Below are 19,090 nucleotides of genomic sequence, written 5' to 3' on the forward strand. Positions count from 1 at the left end.
ATCACACTCCTTTTCCTATTTAACAAGTATGAAGGGAGGTGAGATGATGGCAACAGCAGCGAATATTTCTAAGAAATCCCTGAAGCTTGAGCTGGATGGAGGAATCGTTGACGGTAAGCAAAAAGTAGCTTCCAAGCTATTTACTAACGTCAAGACAGACGCAACTGACGAGAATCTTCATATCAGTGGTCAGGCGATCGCAGGGCTTCAGGAGAAGGGCCTTCTTAAGGTCAAGAAGGTAGAAGAGTACGAATTCTCAGAGGTGTAATTTAGTGATGTATTTTTCTTAAGGGGGTGAAATAATGGATAAAACTAAGCTTGAAATGGACTTTCTGGATGCATTGAATAAGAATTACAGGATGAGTATCGATGCTCCCAGGGCTGATCTAACTGCAACTGAGGTATCGGATGCAATGGATGTCATAGTTAGTGCAGGCGTCTTCAAGTCCACCAATGGTGACCTTGTCGGAGCAGTTGGAGCAAGGGTAGTGACAACTACTGTGAGTGAAATGGAAATTTAAGTAAGTGTTATTAATGGAGGTTGGATCATTTTATCGGACCGCTCGCGGCTGCTTGGCCAGGTTATGTCCTCAAAATGACCAACCTCCAATCAGCTTAACTTAACACTTAATCTAGTAGAGATTTAGTCATAAGTGTATCGAAAGATTTTTATTGTCAATTGTCAATCGTCAATTGTCAATTGTCAATTGAATAGTCGGGGTGATTTATCGTGGAAGAAATATATTCCAGCGTCGCCAATCTTGGTTTTCCGATCGTAATTTCAGTCTATCTTCTGGTGAGGATAGAAGGAAAGCTGGATCAGCTTACTAAGAGTATAAATGAGCTGGCGCAGGCAATAGCTAAATAAAGTTAAGGGCTTGATCATTTTGATCAGGCCCTTTCTCTAAATGTCATCATCAGTTTCGATCGCCTCAGCAGATAATACAAGATTTCCTTCCAAGTCCCTTATATATTGGGGTTCATCAACGATTTTTATTGAGTAATATGAGGCCCTTGCATCGGTTTTAAGGGATATTTGCATAGTTGACGGATCAGTAGATTTAAGCGCTGTTGAATATTCGTCTTTACCTAAGACTACACTATCGGACAATCTTGTAATAACAAGATCTCTTCGGTAAAGGCCCGCTCCATCCTTTTCAAGAGGTTCGCTGAAGTTTATCTCAATGTACCCTCTTCTCACATCCGCTTCATCACTCATAAGCGCGGGAGGGACCATGTCAATCAGCTGCAGCTTCATTCCCTCAACAGGAGATCCAAGTGCTGTCATTATTTTATTATCCTTTGCAATTTCAATATATCCATCCTCTATAAATGTTTCATCAGAATCGTCAAGCCTTAATGTTATTATATTGGTTCCATCAATTACAACACGCTCCACACTCCTGCCAGGTACTGAGAAGTCTTCTGTATTTGCAGCAGCTATTGGTACGTTGAACCTTATCTTAATATTCCTAATATCAGTTAATGCGGCTTTTTTACCGGGGTAAGCCTTATCGTAATCGACAGCCTTTCCAAGACCGGCTGAAATATCATCAAACTCTACCTTGATTATTGACGGATCAGTTCTGTTTCCTTCTGTATCCATCAAACCTATTGCCTTAAGTGCCATAACGCTGTCGTCAAGTCCAACTATTGTATATACTCCATCTATTGTTTGTGGCAGGGTTATGGTCAGTGTCATTTTATCCTTACCCAACATCAGAGTTGTCCCTTCAGGAAGAGGAAGCTCCTTACCCTTTTGAGTTATGGTATAGTTAGTCTTATTGGTGATCAAGCTTTCATTCATTTCCTTGTTGAAAGTCAGCATAATTGTATTTATGTATCCAAAGCTTCCCTGAAGTGATGGCAGGATTATTTTATCTTCAGGCTCTGTAGCCGTAGTATCTGTAGTATCCTCTGTTTCAGGTGCAGAAACAACTCTAAGCTTGACGGCCAAAGGGGATGTTTCACCCTTTGGTATCAAGCTTAGTGCATTTACAAGCATAGCTGCAACCTGACCTCGGTTTAGTTTAGCATCTGAGTTAAAGTTCAAACCCTTCATAAGGCCTATTTCTACCGAAAAGGCGGGGACATTATACCAATCCTTAGCTTCCTCGGTATAACCAAGAGCTCTCAACAGTACTGTCTGAAACTGCTGGGTAGTTACAGTCTGACCAATTCCAAAGGTTGAAGCTGTCATACCCTGGATCAGTCCCTGATCCTTTGCCCAGATGATAAAGGGAATATAATATTTGTTCTCAGGCCTGAGATCTGTGAAAGTATTTGTGGATAGATACCCTTCAGCTTCGCTTTCCTTTCCATAGAGCCTGGAGATAAGAACGACCATCTGCTCTCGGGTCAGGTTGCTTTCAAGCATGAGGTCTCCGTCGGTGCCACCCTTTAACACACCGATATCTTTAAGGAATTCACCCTCTTTTGTATACGGGCTTGCTGCAGCTGCATCCATCGTCATCCCAAATAGCATAATTATTGCTAAAGTCAAGGATAAGAGTCGCTTCATTTAAGGATCACCCTTTCTTGCTTATTATTCCTTATGTAATGATTATACTACATTATGTATGCCTAAAGTATTACAAATGGGTTAAGTATTATCCCTGATCCATTCTATCAACGTGCCAACGTATAGCAACATCCGAAATTTTCTTGACAATTTAGTCGAGAATCATAGTATAAATTTCAAATGTATTGTATAATAATAGTAGTTGTTTTAAGTAAGAGCATTACGCTATAAATTGGCATCATTTCAAATATTTAAGGCAGTTATAAAAAAGAGGAGGAATGGGAATGAAGAGGATTACGGCAAAATTACTGGTACTAGTTATGGTGTTAACCATGCTGCCAACAATCGTTTTGGGAGAGAGCTTCTCTGATATGCCGAAAGATTGGTCATCAGAAGCTTTATCTAAGGCTGTGGAAAACGGGTTGTTGACAGGTTATAATGGCAAGCTGATGCCGGAAGCAAGTCTTACCAGAGCCCAAATGGCTGCCATTATCAACAGGGCATTCGGATCATATGCATCAGGGTCAATAGACAGCTACATAGATGTTCCTGAAAGCAAATGGTATAGAAATGACATGGCTAAGGCCGTACAAATGAAAACATTCGTTGGAAGCGGGAATATGCTGAATCCGGAGTCTAACATAACTCGGGAAGAAGCATTCATAGTAATGGCAAGAGCTATGAAACTTGAGCCCTCAGGCTCTATGCCAGCAGGTTTTTCCGATCTTGATGAAATATCGGTATGGGCAAAAGGCGAGGTATTTGCTTTAATTAATGCTGGCTATGTTAAGGGATCCAATGGACTCATCAATCCTAAAGGCAGCATAACAAGAGCTGAATTTGCCCAGTTGATGCACAATATGATCAAGAATTATATTAGATCAGCAGGAGAATATTCAGAGGATTATACTGGAAATGTAATGGTCAGTGTTCCAGGAGTAGTATTAAAAAATATGTCAATAAAGGGAGACCTTATAGCTGGAGAAGGCATTGGTGATGGTAGTCTTATTCTTGACAATGTAAATATTGAGGGCAGACTGGTAGTAAGGGGTGGAGGAATCAATTCCATAATTATAAAAAATTCTTCATCTATTGGTGAATCTGTAATAATTTCAAGATATGATGGAGCCGTCAGGGTCTTCCTTGAGGATGGTACCGAAGCTGAAGCAATATATATCGAAGATGGTAATGATAAGGTAATAATTGAAGGATCTTTAGAGACTTTGGTAATAAACACTGATATCCCTGTCGAATTAGTTGACGCAAAAGTTGGTGAAATAAAGGTATATGCACCGGGTGCAGAGGTAAGTGTAGATAAGGACTCTAAGATTGACAGCGTTCTTGTTTACAAGGAAGCCGAAGGATCAACCATAACTGTCAATGGAAAAGTTGTCTCAATTGTTACTGCAGCTTCCGAGACTACCATAAAGGGAAAGGGAACAGTTGAAATAATTGAAGTTATGAGCACAGGCTCCAAATCGATCATAGACGTTGAGGCAGATAAAATCGTCGTGGATTCAAATGCGAAAGACGTCACTCTACCAGAAGAACCTGTTACCGGAGGTGGTGGAGGAGCACCTTACGTTTCTCCAAGACTTACCAGTGCATCACTTAATGGGACTGAAGCAGTTATCTCTGGTGATAGTATAAATGTTCCTTTCTCGTTCAACGATGAACATTCTTATACGATATCTGCACAATTCAACAAAGCCGTTAGGATTAAGAGCGTTAGTGTCGATAATTGGGATTTAATTCAGCCAAATGTTGATGTTCCAACTGCTTATAGTAATCCTGTAGAAGCTATTATAGAGCATCCGATCACACTCGATCATTTTGTAAAATTTGGCAACGATGTAACTGTGGTCGTAACAGATGGTACTACCGATCTGGTTTTCAATATCACGTTAAATGTACCAGGATATAATTAATAATAGATATAGTATTTAATTGAGATAATGTTATTATACAAGTCCGGGGCAACCCGGACTTGTACAAAGTTAATAATATTTAGATCAGGAAGTGAATGAATATGAAAACCAGGCGGATATTTTTTCTGGTTGCCTTAGACGCTCTATTGATAAGTGCTGCTTTTTTTGCTACTGTTTATTTTAGACACGATACCACCTTGCATCCTACATACCTTAACCAGTACTTTGGTACAGTTCTTATTGTTACCGTTATCAAGCTGTTTATATTTTACCTATTCAACTTTTACAAAAGCCTTTGGGAATATGCAAGTATTGACGAATTAATAGAAATTGCTTTAGGCGTTACGATATCTAATGCTATTATTTTTATTCTTTTTACAATTACAGGGAATGCGATACCATTCGCTATGCATCTTCAAATTACTATTTTAGAGATAACATTTATTGGGTCCTCAAGATTTTTTTATAGAAGCCTCAGAAGACTTAGAAATGGTATTGAAGCCGACAAGACACAAACCAGAGTTCTTATTATAGGAGCTGGTGCTGCTGGAGTTATGATTCTTAAAGAGTTGAGAAATCATAACAGCCTTAACCTAAAGCCTGTAGCATTTATAGATGACGATCCAAACAAAATAGGTAAAGTGATCAATGGTATAAAGGTAATCGGCAACAGAGATTGTATCAGGAATTCTGTGGAGAAAAATGATATAGATGAAATTATAATTGCACTTCCATCAGCTGAGCCTTCAGTACGAAGAGAGATAGTAAGATTATGCAAGGAAACCTCTGTAAAAACAAGAATATTGCCTGGGATGTATGAGCTTATCGGTGGAAGTATCAACATAAATCAAATAAGGGATGTACAAATAGAGGATTTACTGGGCAGAGATGAGATAAAACTTGATCTGAAGGACATTGATGAGTTTATATCAGAAAAAACTGTTATGATAACAGGCGGTGGGGGATCAATCGGTAGTGAACTGGCAAGACAAGTCGCGAGATGTAGACCAAAGTTGATTGTGCTGATAGATGTTTATGAGAACAACTTATATGATATACAAAATGAACTTTTTAGGAAATATGAAAATATCAAGGTCGTGACATTGATTGCTTCTGTTAGAGATAAAAGATCCATAAGGAAACTAATTGATAAATATAGGCCGGAAATAATTTTTCATGCAGCTGCACATAAGCATGTACCCTTAATGGAATCAAACCCAAGTGAAGCTGTCAAGAATAATATTTTTGGAACTTTAAATTTGGTTCAGGCAGCAGATGAATTCAGAGTAAAGAAGTTCGTACTGATATCGACGGACAAAGCTGTTAATCCCACAAACGTTATGGGTGCAACAAAAAGAGTGGCAGAAAAGATCATTATGTCCTATAATGGATTAAGTGAAACAGAATTTGTTGCTGTTAGGTTTGGAAATGTGTTAGGAAGCAATGGAAGTGTAATACCTCTTTTTAAGAAGCAGATAGCTGAGGGTGGGCCTGTAACCGTCACAGACGAAAGAGTGATAAGGTACTTTATGACCATACCTGAAGCTTGCCAGTTAGTATTGCAGGCAGGATCAATGGCTACCGGCGGAGAGATATTTGTTCTTGATATGGGTGAACCTATTAAAATCATTGACTTGGCAAAGGATCTTATAAAGCTTTCTGGATTTGAACCATACGTTGATATACCCATAAAAATAGTGGGTTTAAGACCTGGGGAGAAGCTATATGAAGAGCTGCTTATAAAAGGTCCAAAACTTACCAGCACAAAGAACAGCAAGATATTTATTGAAGAACCTGAGGAGCATAACTTTTATGAGTTGCTTGTAAATCTTGAAAAATTAAAAGAATACCTCGATATGGAGGATAATATGCCCTTAAAGCTTGAATTGACAAATTTGGTTGAGGGATATACACCTTTTGAGGATTCCTTTGAGAACCATGCTTAATTAAGGAGGAAGTTTCTTGGAAGAAATTAGTTTACGGGAGATATTTTTTATCCTTAGGAAGCACGTGAAGCTCATAGTGCTTTTATTAGTGTTGTCGGTGGCAATTAGCTCAGTCGTAACATTTTTCATATTGGATAAAGAATACAGCGCTTTCACAACTCTTATGGTTGGGAAACCAAAGGATTATATTAATGAGAATAAAATTGAGTATAATGAGCTGTTGCTAAATCAAAAACTTGTATCTACTTATGGCGAGCTTATAAAAACAAGGATAGTATCTGAGAAGGTTATCTCGAACTTAGGTTTAGACCTTAGTTACAATACCTTCAGAAGCAAGGTCAATGTAAGTCTTGTCAAAGATACTGAGATAATCGGAATAACTGTTACAGATACTGACCCGGTGCTTGCAGCTGAGATAGCAAATGAAACTGCTTCTGTATTCATGGATACCGTTCAGGAAATAATGAAGGTAGAGAACGTCCAGGTAATAGATAGGGCTGAACCATCATATACACCGGTAAGCCCAAGACCAATATTGAATTTGGCTATCGCTGGTATTCTAGGTTTGATGTTGGGAGTTTTCCTCGCATTTCTTATTGAAATGCTTGATAATACCATTAAGACCCCTGAGGATGTTGAAAAATACCTTGGGCTACCTGTGATTGGGTCAATACCAAACGTGGAGGATTGATCATGAAAAAGGAAAGCAGACAAGCTAGACTATTCACTATGGATAACCCTAAATCTGTTGTTTCTGAGGCCTTCAGGACTCTTAGGACAAATATCCAATTTGCTGATATTGACAAGAACAAGAAGGTATTGGTATTTACCTCGCCAAGACAGAGGGAGGGGAAGTCCACGGTTAGCTGCAACCTTGCGTATCTTGTGGCTGAATCTGGAAAGAAAATATTATCCGTAGATTGTGATATGAGAAAACCTAGGGTTCATAAAATATTTGGATTTAGCAACCTATCAGGTCTTACCAATATATTGATTGGAGAAAATGAGCTGGAGGATGTAGTTCATTCACATCCAACACAAAAGAATCTTCATATTCTTACCAGCGGCCCAATTCCTCCTAACCCTGCGGAACTCTTAGGCTCCAACAGGATGAAGAATTTTATAGACTCAATAAGGGATAAGTACGAGATGATAATTATTGACAGTCCACCGATTGGACTTGTTACTGACAGCGCGATACTTTCAACTATAGCGGATGGTACTATACTCGTTCTCGAAGCTGGAGAAACAGAGATCGAAATTGCAATACATGCTGTGGAACAACTTAGGAAAGTAAATGCAAATATTTTAGGTACTGTTTTGAACAGGATACCCACTAGTGGCAATAAATACTATGGTTATGCCTATTATCAATATGAACAATACTATGGTGATGACGAGTTGCCTAAAAAGAGAAAATCCGGAAAGAGGAAAGACAAATGATAGATCTACACTCTCATATCCTTCCAGGTGTTGATGATGGGGCAGTTGATTTGGATATGTCACTTCGCATTGCGCGGATATATGTGGATAACGGATATGAAAAGGTTATAGCTACTCCTCATTTCATCGACGGAACAAAGAAATACTCAAGATATGAACTTCTGGAAAAGCTTGAGGAGCTCAATGCTGCCATACAATTAGAAGGAATAGATTTGGAAGTGCTGCCTGGAAATGAGATATATATATCACCTTCAACAGCAGCCGACGTTGTGACCGGCAAGGCTTTGACCCTAAACAACAGCCGCTATGTTCTAATTGAGCTCCCATCTAATGACATACCAAAGTATACAGATACTGTGATTTATGAACTTCAGATAAAGGGATACCTTCCAATAATTTCTCATCCTGAGAGGAATTCTAAGATCATAGAGAATCCCAATATGCTTTACTCTATGCTGGAGAAGGGGGCATTAACCCAGATGAACCTTCAAAGTCTTGAAGGGATGTATGGGAAATCTGCCAAAGAAACTGCATTAGTTCTATTAAGACACAATATGATCCATTTTGCTGCTTCAGACACCCACTCGGATGGTAGAAGATCTCCTGAAACAAGGAGGATGCTAAAACTTCTTGAAAATAAAATAGGCAAAGAAAACTATTGGAGAATAGTCTACGAGAATCCTGAAAAGGTTATTATCAACAAGCCTATTACCTACAGATATGCAGAGAAGGTAAAAAAGAGCAATGGAATACTAAATATACTTAGCAGTTTGATTTGATACTTTGGAGCTGATTTTTTCAGCTCTTTTTTTAACCCCTTCTTAACCCCTTTGTCACCCTTCTGTTACCAATTGTCTCTCATAGGTTGATATAATGACCATATAACAAAGGAGGAGGAAATGACATGAATAAGATGATAAGAACGATAGCGTTTGCCTTAAGTGCCTTGATGCTTACACTAAGCCCTATGGCAGCTTTTGGAAAGGAGCTTGAGGCAGTGCCTGTTTCAGCACCTATTGAAGAGCAACCCTTTGAGTATATAAAAATGAAAGGTATAGTAGAGGAGATCGAGAATGGGGACGATTTCTTCAGGATCCTTGTGAGAAATGATTCCGGTGAAGGACTCGACGTACTATGGGCATACATCAACGATGAGATGCTTCTATTGAGCGACAAGACCATGAGTCCTGCCCAGACTGATGCCATTAAGAAGGGTATGGGTGTGACAGTTTACTATCATAAGAATACAGTTATGGCTATGAGCTATCCAGGTCAAATGAAGCCGGATGTAATTATTCTTCACGACGGCGGCGAGGGAGCAAATTTAGTTATGGTAGAGCTTTTCGATAATGAGCTCTTAAGTGCAGATGGATCGATGATAATAAGACCTGGTGAAGAGACTGTCATAGTTGACTTTGAAGGCAAAGCTGCTACAGTAGAGATGATAAAAGACAGGGAGCTGGTGATCTTTTACGATATCGTACTTGAGAGCTATCCAATGCAAACAAGTCCTTTGAAGATCATAATACTTCCGGAAAGGGAGAAATTGGAGGAGCCGGCAGGTCTTATCCTTGATGAAGAGCTGCAAAGGCTTGAGGATGGAATTGTTTTGATCCCATTAAGACAAGTGGCAGAATATCTGGGCTATGAGGTCAAGTGGGACGGCTTGGAGAGAAGTGTTGAGCTTACAAAAGGTCCGCTTTGGACAAAGGTATATATTGACAGAAACACCTACAGCTTTGCCAAGATGCTTATAAGGCTTGAGGTTGCGCCTGTAATATATAGTGACAGAACCTATGTGCCGGTATCATTTGCTGAGCAGGTGCTAAAGGCCAATGTAGAGGTTTTGCCTGAAGGTGCAATTAGAATATTGGAATAAGATAAGAGAGACCTGCCCGGATAGCGTCAGTTATTTAAGCAGGTCTTTTATTTTTATGTGACAAAACCGGATATTTCTGGTAAATTAATTCATATAAGGGGTATATCGTAATACAAGGTTAAAGGAGGTATGGATAAATGGATAACTCTCAAGATGGCTTGCTTAAAGTGATAGAGGATTTGAAGGAAGAGAACCGACGTTTGAAGGAAAAGCTGGCGGAGTTACATCCGATCGATCAGTTGACAGGGCTATACAACAGGAAGGCTCTTTATGACAGGCTGGAATATGAAGTACTTAGAGCTGAGAGGAACCAGACCTTCTTAAGTCTGTTGATGCTTAGGATCTCTGAATACGAAGAGATGCTGCAAAAAAACGGCAGGGACATGATGGAGGTAGTAGAAAAACTAATGGCTAATTCCCTTAAGTCCTCGGTAAGAGCAGTCGATATCCTCGGGCGCTACGGAGATGGGTCGTTCCTGATCCTTCTGCCGGACATCCATGCCAATAAAGGTCCTGTTGTTGCCGAACGTCTTAAAAAGCTTATTGAGAAGGAGCTGCAGTCTACCGGAGTCAAGGTCAAATTCAGCAGCGGAGCAAAGCTATATGAGGGTCAGCCAGTTTATGAGCTACTTGAAGAAGTTGAAAAACTAACAACACTTTCTGAAAGGGAAGGGATGGGGAGAACGCATAGGTAACCAATTCACAATGCACAGTTCACAATGCACAATTGTTCGTCATCCCGACGTAGTGGAGGGATCTCAATGAACAATAAACAATGAACAATAGAAAAGATCCTTACTGACCTCAGGAATGACTAATTTTAGCTTGTCATCCCGAACGAAAGTGAAGGATCTTTTAGTTTGTCTTTTTTTTAAATTGTCCATTGTCAACTGTCCATGGTCAATTGACTTAGTCCGCAAACATCTGCGTCCAATAAACGCTGTCGCCGAAGTAAACGCCTATACCTATCCTTCCGAAAGCCTCGTTAAGAATATTTGCTTTGTGTCCGGGAGAATTCATCCAGCCATTCATAACGGTTTCAGCTGTTCTGAAGCCAAAGGCAATATTTTCGCCTGCTGCCCTGTAGGTTATCCCGAATTCCTTCATCATATCAAAGGGTGATCCATAGTTAGGTGAAATATGGTCGAAATATCCTGAAACAGCCATGTCCTTTGATTTCTCTGTGGCAACATAAGACAACTTGGCATCCAATACGAGCGGCTTTGATCCAGCTTTTGTTCTTTCTGCATTCACAAGCTCCAGGACCTGCTGTGCATATACCGTCGAGTAGTCTACTATTGCAGGAACCACTCTCATGTCCTTATCAGCCAGACGTATCAGTACAGATGCTGCCTCTCCCCTTGTAAGGGTCCTTGATCCGCTGAAGGTTCCATCAGGATATCCTGTTATAATGCCATTCGCATAGGAATGGAGTACTGCTGTCTTAAGGTCGTCGCCTGATATAGCAGGTATTTTGTTTAGATCTTTTATCTGCCTGCTGTATTGCAACAGGGTATTGTCAGGCAACAGATTCTGGTACGCCAGTACATGGGAGGATATCCTGGCCATATCGTACCTTGTTATGTAACTATCCAGATCATTTGTCATATCTGAACATAGTATCTTTAGTTTCAATGCCTTGTCCACGTATCCGCTGGCCCAGTGATTTCTCGTGGGTGCAATATCATCGTAGCCCAGAAGCGACACCGTCGCTTTGATGAATTCAGCCCTTGTCATTGTCTGAGAGGGCTTAAAGGTACCGTCAGGGTATCCGCTGAAGCCTCCAAGATGGACAAGCCTTGATATATCTTCATAATACCAGTCGTTTGCTGCAACGTCTCTAAAGCCGGCCGCCTCCAGCTGAATAGGCTGTAGCATTAGTAAAATGGCCAACAAGAGACCCATAAATCTTCTCATTCTTAATCACACTCCTGGGAAGATTATATCATTGGATCTAAATATTTCAACCAAAAAAATGATCCCTCTCTACGCTCGGCTCGGCAAATGTGTTATCGATGAGAACGGAGAGAGGGATATTTTTGAGATCCCTCCACTACGGTCGGGATGACACTACAATTGTGAACTGTGCATTGTGAATTGTGATTTGATAACTACCCAAGTATCGTCCTGATAGTGTTATACGTCATATTAGGTACGTTCTCGAAGGTGTACTTTATATGGACTCTCTCAGTAAGTGAGTGCCCGTCCTTGCCGAAGGTTCCAATATTTACGACAGGTACGTTTATCTTCAATATATCCTCTATGGGGTGGTTGTACTTTGTTCCCCAGCTTGGCATGTTCTTTTCAAGTGCTACCAGTTCATCCGGATCATCAGAAAGCGCCATAAAGCTTGAGTCGGAGATGTATGGATAGAACATCTTTACGACTATCGGTTTTTCTGAGTGCTCCTGAACCAGCGCTATCGAATCCTTGACTGCATCAAGCAAAGCCTTCTCCATCTCAGTCTTTCCCCTCATCTCAATCCTGGATGAGAACAGGGATGAATAGTAGATTATTACGACAGGTGACTTATCCACTGACCACTTCCATGCTTCCTGGATGACTGCAACTGAGAAGTCTCTAAGATCCATGGATGGATTGGTCTTATTAAGGTCTGCTGCAAAGTTGTGCAGATAATGCCTGAACTTGTCGCCATGGATGGTAACAAGTTCATTGTAGAATTCCTCCCAGGTATAGACTCTCTTTCTGTATGGAAGGGGAGTATAGGTGTGCTTGCCCATCTCACAATATTTTCTGTATTCCCCGTCCATATATTCAAGAAGATCGTCAAAGGCTTCCTCGGCCTTGCCCTTAACCTTCTCTATGACCTCCTTGGGGCTCATGCTGTGCGTAAAGAAATTATAGTAGCTGTAGGCTGCAAGTGGAGTCTGTACTGTATAACCAACCTTGGTGTCGGTTTGCTTTAGGCTTGTTGGCGGTACTGTAACCTCACCCTGGGCTTCATCGCAAAGCTCTGAATTAAGATCTATCTTTCTGTTTATCTCGGCAATCAGGCTGTTTGGATTAAATCCCCCGAAGGAGTTGCCAACGTGCGTCTCCTTACCTGTCACATAGAAGGATGGCAAAAGCTTCCCTATGGTTCCAAAGTATACATACTGATTGTTGTCCAATGGATGATACGGGGTCGAGTAATCGGCATTTATTGCAGCCACGTACTCAAGACCATATTGCTCTTTCCATTTCAAGAGGACCTTCAGTGCTGATATGATGCCGTGAGAGTTGTCTTCCTCATCACACTCTGCTATTGCTATAACATTTCCGTTCAATTCCTCAGGATGCTTCGAAAAGTATTCGATCATATACATATGACCTGCAACTCCGCCCTTCATATCGAGAGCCCCTCTGCCAAACATATACTCACCGGACTCGATATCCTTCATGACTTCCTCAGATACGTTCAGGGATTTAAGTACCTCCGGAAGCTTATCGGGGTCAAAGGCAGCCTCTCTGTTTACTCCAAAATCGTCGACACCTACTGTGTCCAGATGACCCATAAGGACAATAGTCCTATTCGAGTCACCCTTTGTGCCTCTTACCATAGCAATGGCGTTGTGTCTTTCGATCTCGTCATTTATAGTCTCCTGAAGCACTACCTGCTCAGGGTATTGTTTGAAGTATTCAAGACCCAGATAATAATTGTAGATCCATCTTGCCACGTCGCTTTCGCCACTGGTTTTCACTATGCTCGGGATCCTCACCAGCTCTTTTGTAAGGTCTTTTACTGTCTCTAAACAATCAAGATACATTTATCGCACCTCCGTTAACATTTCCACCTTCATTATGTCACAGCACCTGATAAAAGGCAATGGAGAAAAAGTATGCAAAAATCGAGCCAAGTTGACCTGTTATCCCTTTAATTCGTGAAATATTTTTTTCTTTACAGAATGGCTCATTTCCGATAAAATGAAAAATATTAGTTATAATTTTCTAATTTATTAAAAAACGAAAGGGAGGTATTTGTATGGCATTTGTTGAGACGCTGGTTGGTTGGATCTGGGGAGTGTCCCTATTGGTAGCCATCCTGGGTATCGGTCTTTACCTAACCTTTGCATCAGGGTTCTTCCAATTTGTGAAATTTGGTCACATTATGAAAGAGACCTTTGGCAAACTGGTAGTAAGACACAAAGGCGAAGAGGGAGCCGCAGGTATACTTTCACCCTTCGAGGCAGTATCATCAGCGATCGGAGGATCAGTTGGAGTTGGTAACATCGCCGGTGTAGCAACAGCAATCGCTGTTGGAGGACCTGGAGCATTAATGTGGATGTGGGTTGCAGCACTTGTTGGTATGCTGATCAAGATGTGTGAAGTTTCTCTTGCTGTATACTACAGAGAGAAGGACGAGAAAGGCAATCCTTACGGAGGCCCTACATACTACATGCAAAATGGTATGGGTAAAGAGAGAAACATGGGCTGGTGGAAGATCCTTGCTGTATTGTTTGGCTTAGGTATCTTTACGTCTCTGTTCCTTACTATGCAAAACTACTCAGTATCTGAGGCTGTTGCAAACACATTTAGCATCCCATTGCTGGCTGTTGGTATTGTTTATACTATTTTGGTATATGTCATCACAGCAGGCGGGATCCCGTCCCTTGGAAAATGGGCAGGCAGATTGGTTCCTTTCATGACATTGTTCTATGTATTAGCCGGACTTTTCATTATTCTTAAAAATGCAGGACAGATCCCACACGCATTTGCACTTATATTTGGCGGCGGAGTATCAGGAACTGCAGCAGTAGGCGGATTTGCCGGAGCAGCAGCTGGAAAGGCTATCCAAATGGGTATCGCTCGTGCGGTTTATTCAAACGAAGCTGGTTGGGGAACATCACCAATGATCCACTCAACAGCCAGGACCGATCACCCCATAAGACAAGGTATGTGGGGAGCATTTGAAGTATTCGTTGACACTTTGATAGTATGTACAATAACTGCACTTGTAATAGTAACAACTGGTGAGTGGCAGTCAGGAGTTGCCGGAGCAACTCTGACTCTTAATGCATTCCAGAGTGAGATCGGAACTGTTGGAAGAGTAGTAATCTCAATATCGATCTTCCTGTTCGGACTTACAACTACAACCGGATGGTATGCATACTATGAGATACTTCTCAGACATTTGTTCGGTAAAGATTCAAAGACAAAAGAATCTATTCTTACATTCTACAAGTGGTTCTATCCTATACCAGGTCTTGCAATGACAGCTTATGCAGTATATGGAGGACAAACTCCCGCTACTCTTTGGTTGTTTGCTGACCTTACAACAGGAATACCTACATTCCTTAACATTATCGCTCTTATAATCCTGAGCCCAGTCTTCATTAGACTGTTGAAGGACTACAAAGCAAGACATCTTGGAATTGGTACTGTTGACCCGAACTTCAAGGTATTCTACGAGGACTAAAATCAATTGAACTTAAAATGCCCCGGGTTATCCCGGGGCATTTTCTACGAGGAGGGTTTGTAAATGGATTTGATTTTTATCAATGGAGTGGTCCATACGATGGACAAAGATGGCACAACTGCCCAGGCGGTATCTGTAAAAGGAGACCGGATCCAGGCCGTTGGAACAAATGATGAGATCATGAAGCTTAAGACAGAAGACACTAAAGTAATTGACCTTGAAGGGAAAACAATGGTCCCAGGCTTTAACGACAGCCACATGCACTTGTTGAACTACGGCTACAGCCTTACCCAGGTGGATCTTATAGGGACCAGATCTCTCGAGGAGGTCCTTGAGAGGACTAGAGAATTCATCAAAGAGAATGATATCGCTGCAGGAAAGTGGGTAAGAGGCAGAGGCTGGAATCAGGATTATTTCTCTGGTGACAAGGTGTTCCCCACCAGGTACGACTTAGACAGGATATCCAGGGACCACCCGATCTGCGTCACAAGGACATGTGGTCACGTGTCGGTAGTAAACTCAAAGGCTCTGGAAATGCTTGGGATAAACAGGAATACTCCGCAGGTAGAGGGTGGACACTTTGACCTGGATGAAAATGGAGAACCAGTTGGTATTTTCAGAGAGGATGCACTTAAACTGGTATATGATTCGATACCAACACCAAATCTCGATGAGATCAAGAGCATGATGCTTGCAGCATATAAGGATCTCAATGCCTGTGGTATCACCTCCGTTGGAACAGATGACTTCGGAGCGCTTCCGCAAAGCGATTATGAGAACGTCATCAAAGCTTACCGTGAGCTAATAGCTGAAGGCAAGAATACAGTAAGGATCTATGAGCAATGTCTGCTTCCGGTCAAGGAAAAATTTCAGGGCTTCCTAGATAAGGGCTATAAGACCGGCTGGGGTGACGAGAGCTTTAAGATAGGTCCATTGAAGCTGCTTCAGGATGGATCGTTGGGAGCAAGGACTGCAGCACTTATGGAGGATTATGAGGATGAGCCTGGAACAACAGGCATTATAACTGCCACCCAGGATTATCTCAATGACCTGGTAATGAAGGCACATAAGGCAGACTGTCAGATCGCCATCCACGGCATAGGCGACAAGGGGATGTATATGGCCTTCGATGCTATTGAGAAGGCTCTGTCTGAATATCCCAAAAAAGACCACAGACATGGCATAGTTCATGCCCAGATAACTGACGAGTATCTTCTCGATAAGTTTAAGGAGCTTGATGCAATAGCATATATCCAGCCAATATTCCTTGATTATGACTGGAAGATGGTTAGGGCAAGAGTAGGAGCTGAAAGAGAGAAGACATCCTACAACTGGAAGAGTCTTCTGGATCGTGGAGTCCACATACCCTGCGGTTCAGATGCTCCTGTTGAGACCTTCAATGTAATGTATGGAATATATGAGGCAGTTACAAGAAAAGACCTTGAGGGCAATCCTGAGGGAGGCTGGCTGCCTGAGCAAGCACTGACTCCTTATGAAGCTCTTCGTGCCTATACTATGGAGGGAGCATATGCATCCTTCGAGGAGGATTTGAAGGGATCGATCGAGCCAGGAAAGCTTGCTGATATGGTCGTGCTTTCAAGCGATATATTGTCAATAGACCCTCATGAGATAAAGGATGTAAAGGTTGAATCAACGATATTTGGGGGCAGAGTGCTTTAGAGGAAATATTGACATAAGAGGCATCTGGATATATACTAATAAATGATTGAAACTTGCTAAAGAGGTACAATTCTACCTGTTTAGCATAATACCCTTGGAAGGGAGTCTTCCAGTTTTTTAGGGCTAAATATCAGAATATTCATTAAAAGGGGGAAGAATCAATGAAGAAAACATTGGTACTTATGCTGTCAGTGGTAATGGCCTTGAGCCTTTTGGCTGGCTGTGGCGGCGGAGGAGCACCTGCAGAGTCCGACGTGATCAAGATAGGCGTATTCGAGCCTATGACCGGAGCCAATGCAGCCGGTGGAGAAATGACAGTTGAGGGGATCCAGCTGGCTAATGAAAAGATGCCTGAGATCCTTGGCAAAAAGGTTGAACTTGTAATAGTTGACAACAAGTCAGATAAGGTTGAGGCAGCCAACGCAGCCAACAAGCTTATTGAGCAGGACAAGGTAGTTGCAATAATCGGAAGCTATGGTTCATCATTGTCAATGGCAGCCGGAGACATCGTGAAGACCGCTCAGGTGCCTGCAGTAGGATGTTCACCGACTAACCCGCTTGTAACGCTTAACAATGACTTCTATTTCAGAGTTTGCTTCATTGACCCGTTCCAGGGAACAGTTATGGCAAACTACGCATTCAACGAGCTTGGAGCAAGAACCGCAGCAATAATCCAGGACGTACAACAGGACTACTCTGTAGGACTTAGCAAGTACTTTGTCGACGCATTCACAGAGTTGACAGGCGATCCAAACAGCATAGTTGCAACAGTTTCCTATAATACCGGAGACCAGGACTTCTCAGCTCAATTGACAAGCGTAAAGGGTTTGAATCCGGACGTAATATTCGCACCTGGAAACTACGGCGAATCAGCACTTTTGATAAAACAAGCAAGAGACCTTGGAATGGACACTCCGATCCTTGGAGGAGACACATGGGAAGCTCCTGAGTTCCTTTCAATCGGTGGCGCAGCTGTTGAAGGAGCAGTATTCTCGACCCACTTTACATCTGAGGCTCCTGTTACTGAGGTTTCAGAGGTATTCCTTGCTGACTACCAGGCTAAATACGGTAAGGCAGCTAATGCTTTCGCAGCACTTGGTTACGATGCATACATGGTAATCCTTGATGCGATCGAAAGAGCCGGCTCAGCTGACTCTGTAGCCATTCAGCAGGCACTTGCAGAAACAGAAGGCTTTGTGGGAGCAACCGGAAATATTACTCTTGATGAAAACGGCGACGCCGTAAAATCAGCAGTAATCAACAAGGTCGAGGGCGGAAAATTCGTATATCTTACAACTGTAGAGCCTTAAATATCAGGCCCTCCTCCTGAAGGGAGGAGGGCTGTTTGATCTTTAGTCGGAATTTGTTAGGGGGAAAACTTATGAGCATACAGGAATTCATGCAGCACCTGGTCAACGGCACCTCCCTCGGCAGCCTATATGCCCTTATTGCCATCGGCTATACCATGGTCTACGGTATACTCCGTCTGATCAACTTCGCCCATGGTGATATTTTTATGCTGGGAGCATATATCACCTATTATGGAATAGCATATACACCGATTCCATGGTGGCTTGTATTTATTCTATCGGCTGTAATTACGGGAGTGTTCGGTATGGTGCTTGAGAAGCTGGCTTACAAGCCGCTCAGAAGCGCACCCAGGATCACCATAATGATCTCTGCCATCGGTGCGTCGTTTTTACTGCAAAACCTTGGAGTACTTGTATTTGGAGGAAGACCAAAGGCATTTCCCATTCCCGACGTCTTGAGCAAGACCCTTGTAGTCGGTGGTGTATCTGTTGCAATCGTTTCCGTAGTCATACCAATTATCACTATTCTTCTTCTGATGGGACTTACCTTCATCATTCAAAAGACAAAAACAGGAATGGCAATGAGAGCCCTGTCAAAGGACTACGAGGCTGCCAGCCTGATGGGGATAGATATAAACAGAGTAATCTCATTCACTTTCTTTATAGGCTCCTTCCTTGCAGCTGTCGGCGGGATCCTTTGGGGAACAAAATATCCACAGCTGATGCCTTTAATGGGAGTAATGCCGGGGCTTAAGTGCTTTATAGCTGCTGTAATAGGAGGTATAGGCAACATCACAGGTGCAGTAATCGGCGGCTTTATTCTGGGCCTTGGCGAGATAATGCTTATAGCCTTCCTGCCCACCTTGACTGGCTACAGGGATGCATTTTCATTTATTCTTTTGATAGTCATACTTCTCGTCAAGCCTACAGGGCTCATGGGTGAGAAGATGACGGAGAAGGTGTAGCT

17 protein-coding genes are annotated in these 19,090 nt (G+C 42.0%); 14 read left to right on the forward strand and 3 right to left on the reverse strand.

Going from position 1 to position 19,090, the window contains the following annotated elements; all coding sequences use genetic code 11:
* The first annotated feature begins 46 nt into the window (after positions 1-46).
* The 3 genes from EC328_RS01700 (at position 47) to EC328_RS01710 (ending at position 868) form a co-directional block, all read left to right on the forward strand.
* Positions 47-268, forward strand: a complete 222-nt coding sequence (locus EC328_RS01700) for a DUF1659 domain-containing protein (RefSeq protein ID WP_164905999.1) — start codon at positions 47-49, stop codon at positions 266-268.
* A gap of 34 nt (positions 269-302) precedes the next feature.
* Positions 303-521 (forward strand): DUF2922 domain-containing protein, encoded by a 219-nt coding sequence (locus tag EC328_RS01705; protein ID WP_128425197.1) that lies wholly within the window; start codon positions 303-305, stop codon positions 519-521.
* A 209-nt stretch (positions 522-730) separates the two neighbouring features.
* Positions 731-868 (forward strand): YvrJ family protein, encoded by a 138-nt coding sequence (locus EC328_RS01710; RefSeq protein WP_128425198.1) that lies wholly within the window; start codon positions 731-733, stop codon positions 866-868.
* A 36-nt stretch (positions 869-904) separates the two neighbouring features.
* Here EC328_RS01710 and EC328_RS01715 read toward each other — a convergent pair whose 3' ends face one another.
* Entirely contained in the window at positions 905-2,521 is a 1,617-nt protein-coding gene (locus tag EC328_RS01715; RefSeq protein ID WP_128425199.1) for an S-layer homology domain-containing protein, read from the reverse strand.
* Positions 2,522-2,805: 284 nt separating this feature from the next.
* Here EC328_RS01715 and EC328_RS01720 point away from each other — a divergent pair, with 284 nt between their 5' ends.
* The 7 genes from EC328_RS01720 (at position 2,806) to EC328_RS01750 (ending at position 10,412) form a co-directional block, all read left to right on the forward strand.
* Positions 2,806-4,449, forward strand: a complete 1,644-nt coding sequence (locus tag EC328_RS01720) for an S-layer homology domain-containing protein (protein ID WP_164906000.1) — start codon at positions 2,806-2,808, stop codon at positions 4,447-4,449.
* 95 nt (positions 4,450-4,544) lie between these two features.
* Positions 4,545-6,395 (forward strand): polysaccharide biosynthesis protein, encoded by a 1,851-nt coding sequence (locus EC328_RS01725; RefSeq protein ID WP_206363890.1) that lies wholly within the window; start codon positions 4,545-4,547, stop codon positions 6,393-6,395.
* A 16-nt stretch (positions 6,396-6,411) separates the two neighbouring features.
* A complete protein-coding gene (locus EC328_RS01730) occupies positions 6,412-7,086 on the forward strand; it encodes a YveK family protein (RefSeq protein WP_128425201.1) in 675 nt (224 codons plus the stop codon).
* 2 nt (positions 7,087-7,088) lie between these two features.
* Entirely contained in the window at positions 7,089-7,838 is a 750-nt protein-coding gene (locus tag EC328_RS01735; RefSeq protein ID WP_206363891.1) for a CpsD/CapB family tyrosine-protein kinase, read from the forward strand.
* Positions 7,835-8,617, forward strand: coding sequence for a tyrosine-protein phosphatase (locus tag EC328_RS01740; protein ID WP_128425202.1), 783 nt, complete (start codon positions 7,835-7,837; stop codon positions 8,615-8,617). The genes EC328_RS01735 and EC328_RS01740 overlap by 4 nt, the downstream gene beginning before the upstream one ends.
* A 125-nt stretch (positions 8,618-8,742) precedes the next feature.
* Entirely contained in the window at positions 8,743-9,717 is a 975-nt protein-coding gene (locus tag EC328_RS01745) for a copper amine oxidase N-terminal domain-containing protein (protein ID WP_128425203.1), read from the forward strand.
* 137 nt (positions 9,718-9,854) lie between these two features.
* The gene (locus EC328_RS01750) at positions 9,855-10,412 is read left to right on the forward strand and encodes a GGDEF domain-containing protein (RefSeq protein ID WP_128425204.1); all 558 of its coding nucleotides are present in this window, start codon (positions 9,855-9,857) and stop codon (positions 10,410-10,412) included.
* A 214-nt stretch (positions 10,413-10,626) separates the two neighbouring features.
* Here the strand turns inward: EC328_RS01750 and EC328_RS01755 are convergent, their stop codons facing one another.
* Both EC328_RS01755 and EC328_RS01760 read right to left on the reverse strand, forming a co-directional pair.
* Positions 10,627-11,595: an S-layer homology domain-containing protein gene (locus EC328_RS01755; RefSeq protein WP_164906001.1), complete on the reverse strand. Its 969-nt coding sequence runs from the start codon at positions 11,593-11,595 to the stop codon at positions 10,627-10,629.
* A gap of 233 nt (positions 11,596-11,828) precedes the next feature.
* Positions 11,829-13,484 carry a M20/M25/M40 family metallo-hydrolase gene (locus EC328_RS01760; RefSeq protein WP_128425206.1) on the reverse strand — a complete coding sequence of 552 codons (1,656 nt, stop codon included), beginning with the start codon at positions 13,482-13,484 and terminating at the stop codon, positions 11,829-11,831.
* 215 nt (positions 13,485-13,699) lie between these two features.
* Here EC328_RS01760 and EC328_RS01765 point away from each other — a divergent pair, with 215 nt between their 5' ends.
* From EC328_RS01765 to EC328_RS01780, 4 genes are all read left to right on the forward strand, one after another.
* The gene (locus EC328_RS01765; RefSeq protein WP_128425207.1) at positions 13,700-15,133 is read left to right on the forward strand and encodes an alanine/glycine:cation symporter family protein; all 1,434 of its coding nucleotides are present in this window, start codon (positions 13,700-13,702) and stop codon (positions 15,131-15,133) included.
* Between the two features lie 63 nt (positions 15,134-15,196).
* Positions 15,197-16,813, forward strand: coding sequence for an amidohydrolase (locus tag EC328_RS01770; RefSeq protein WP_128425208.1), 1,617 nt, complete (start codon positions 15,197-15,199; stop codon positions 16,811-16,813).
* A 161-nt stretch (positions 16,814-16,974) separates the two neighbouring features.
* Positions 16,975-18,123 (forward strand): ABC transporter substrate-binding protein, encoded by a 1,149-nt coding sequence (locus EC328_RS01775; protein ID WP_128425209.1) that lies wholly within the window; start codon positions 16,975-16,977, stop codon positions 18,121-18,123.
* A gap of 71 nt (positions 18,124-18,194) precedes the next feature.
* The gene (locus EC328_RS01780; RefSeq protein ID WP_128425210.1) at positions 18,195-19,088 is read left to right on the forward strand and encodes a branched-chain amino acid ABC transporter permease; all 894 of its coding nucleotides are present in this window, start codon (positions 18,195-18,197) and stop codon (positions 19,086-19,088) included.
* Positions 19,089-19,090 lie beyond the last annotated feature (2 nt).

Source organism: Gudongella oleilytica (assembly GCF_004101785.1).
In the GTDB taxonomy this organism is placed as follows: domain Bacteria; phylum Bacillota; class Clostridia; order Tissierellales; family Tissierellaceae; genus Gudongella; species Gudongella oleilytica.

Bases quoted from the DNA above. Each gene is read 5' to 3' on its own strand.
- EC328_RS01735 (WP_206363891.1), top strand. From the start codon at position 7,089: ATGAAAAAGGAAAGCAGACAAGCTAGACTATTCACTATGGATAACCCT.
- EC328_RS01765 (WP_128425207.1), top strand. From the start codon at position 13,700: ATGGCATTTGTTGAGACGCTGGTTGGTTGGATCTGGGGAGTGTCCCTA.
- EC328_RS01700 (WP_164905999.1), top strand. From the start codon at position 47: ATGGCAACAGCAGCGAATATTTCTAAGAAATCCCTGAAGCTTGAGCTG.
- EC328_RS01775 (WP_128425209.1), top strand. From the start codon at position 16,975: ATGAAGAAAACATTGGTACTTATGCTGTCAGTGGTAATGGCCTTGAGC.
- EC328_RS01740 (WP_128425202.1), top strand. From the start codon at position 7,835: ATGATAGATCTACACTCTCATATCCTTCCAGGTGTTGATGATGGGGCA.
- EC328_RS01760 (WP_128425206.1), bottom strand. From the start codon at position 13,484: ATGTATCTTGATTGTTTAGAGACAGTAAAAGACCTTACAAAAGAGCTG.
- EC328_RS01750 (WP_128425204.1), top strand. From the start codon at position 9,855: ATGGATAACTCTCAAGATGGCTTGCTTAAAGTGATAGAGGATTTGAAG.
- EC328_RS01780 (WP_128425210.1), top strand. From the start codon at position 18,195: ATGAGCATACAGGAATTCATGCAGCACCTGGTCAACGGCACCTCCCTC.
- EC328_RS01745 (WP_128425203.1), top strand. From the start codon at position 8,743: ATGAATAAGATGATAAGAACGATAGCGTTTGCCTTAAGTGCCTTGATG.
- EC328_RS01770 (WP_128425208.1), top strand. From the start codon at position 15,197: ATGGATTTGATTTTTATCAATGGAGTGGTCCATACGATGGACAAAGAT.
- EC328_RS01720 (WP_164906000.1), top strand. From the start codon at position 2,806: ATGAAGAGGATTACGGCAAAATTACTGGTACTAGTTATGGTGTTAACC.
- EC328_RS01705 (WP_128425197.1), top strand. From the start codon at position 303: ATGGATAAAACTAAGCTTGAAATGGACTTTCTGGATGCATTGAATAAG.
- EC328_RS01715 (WP_128425199.1), bottom strand. From the start codon at position 2,521: ATGAAGCGACTCTTATCCTTGACTTTAGCAATAATTATGCTATTTGGG.
- EC328_RS01725 (WP_206363890.1), top strand. From the start codon at position 4,545: ATGAATATGAAAACCAGGCGGATATTTTTTCTGGTTGCCTTAGACGCT.
- EC328_RS01755 (WP_164906001.1), bottom strand. From the start codon at position 11,595: ATGCTACAGCCTATTCAGCTGGAGGCGGCCGGCTTTAGAGACGTTGCA.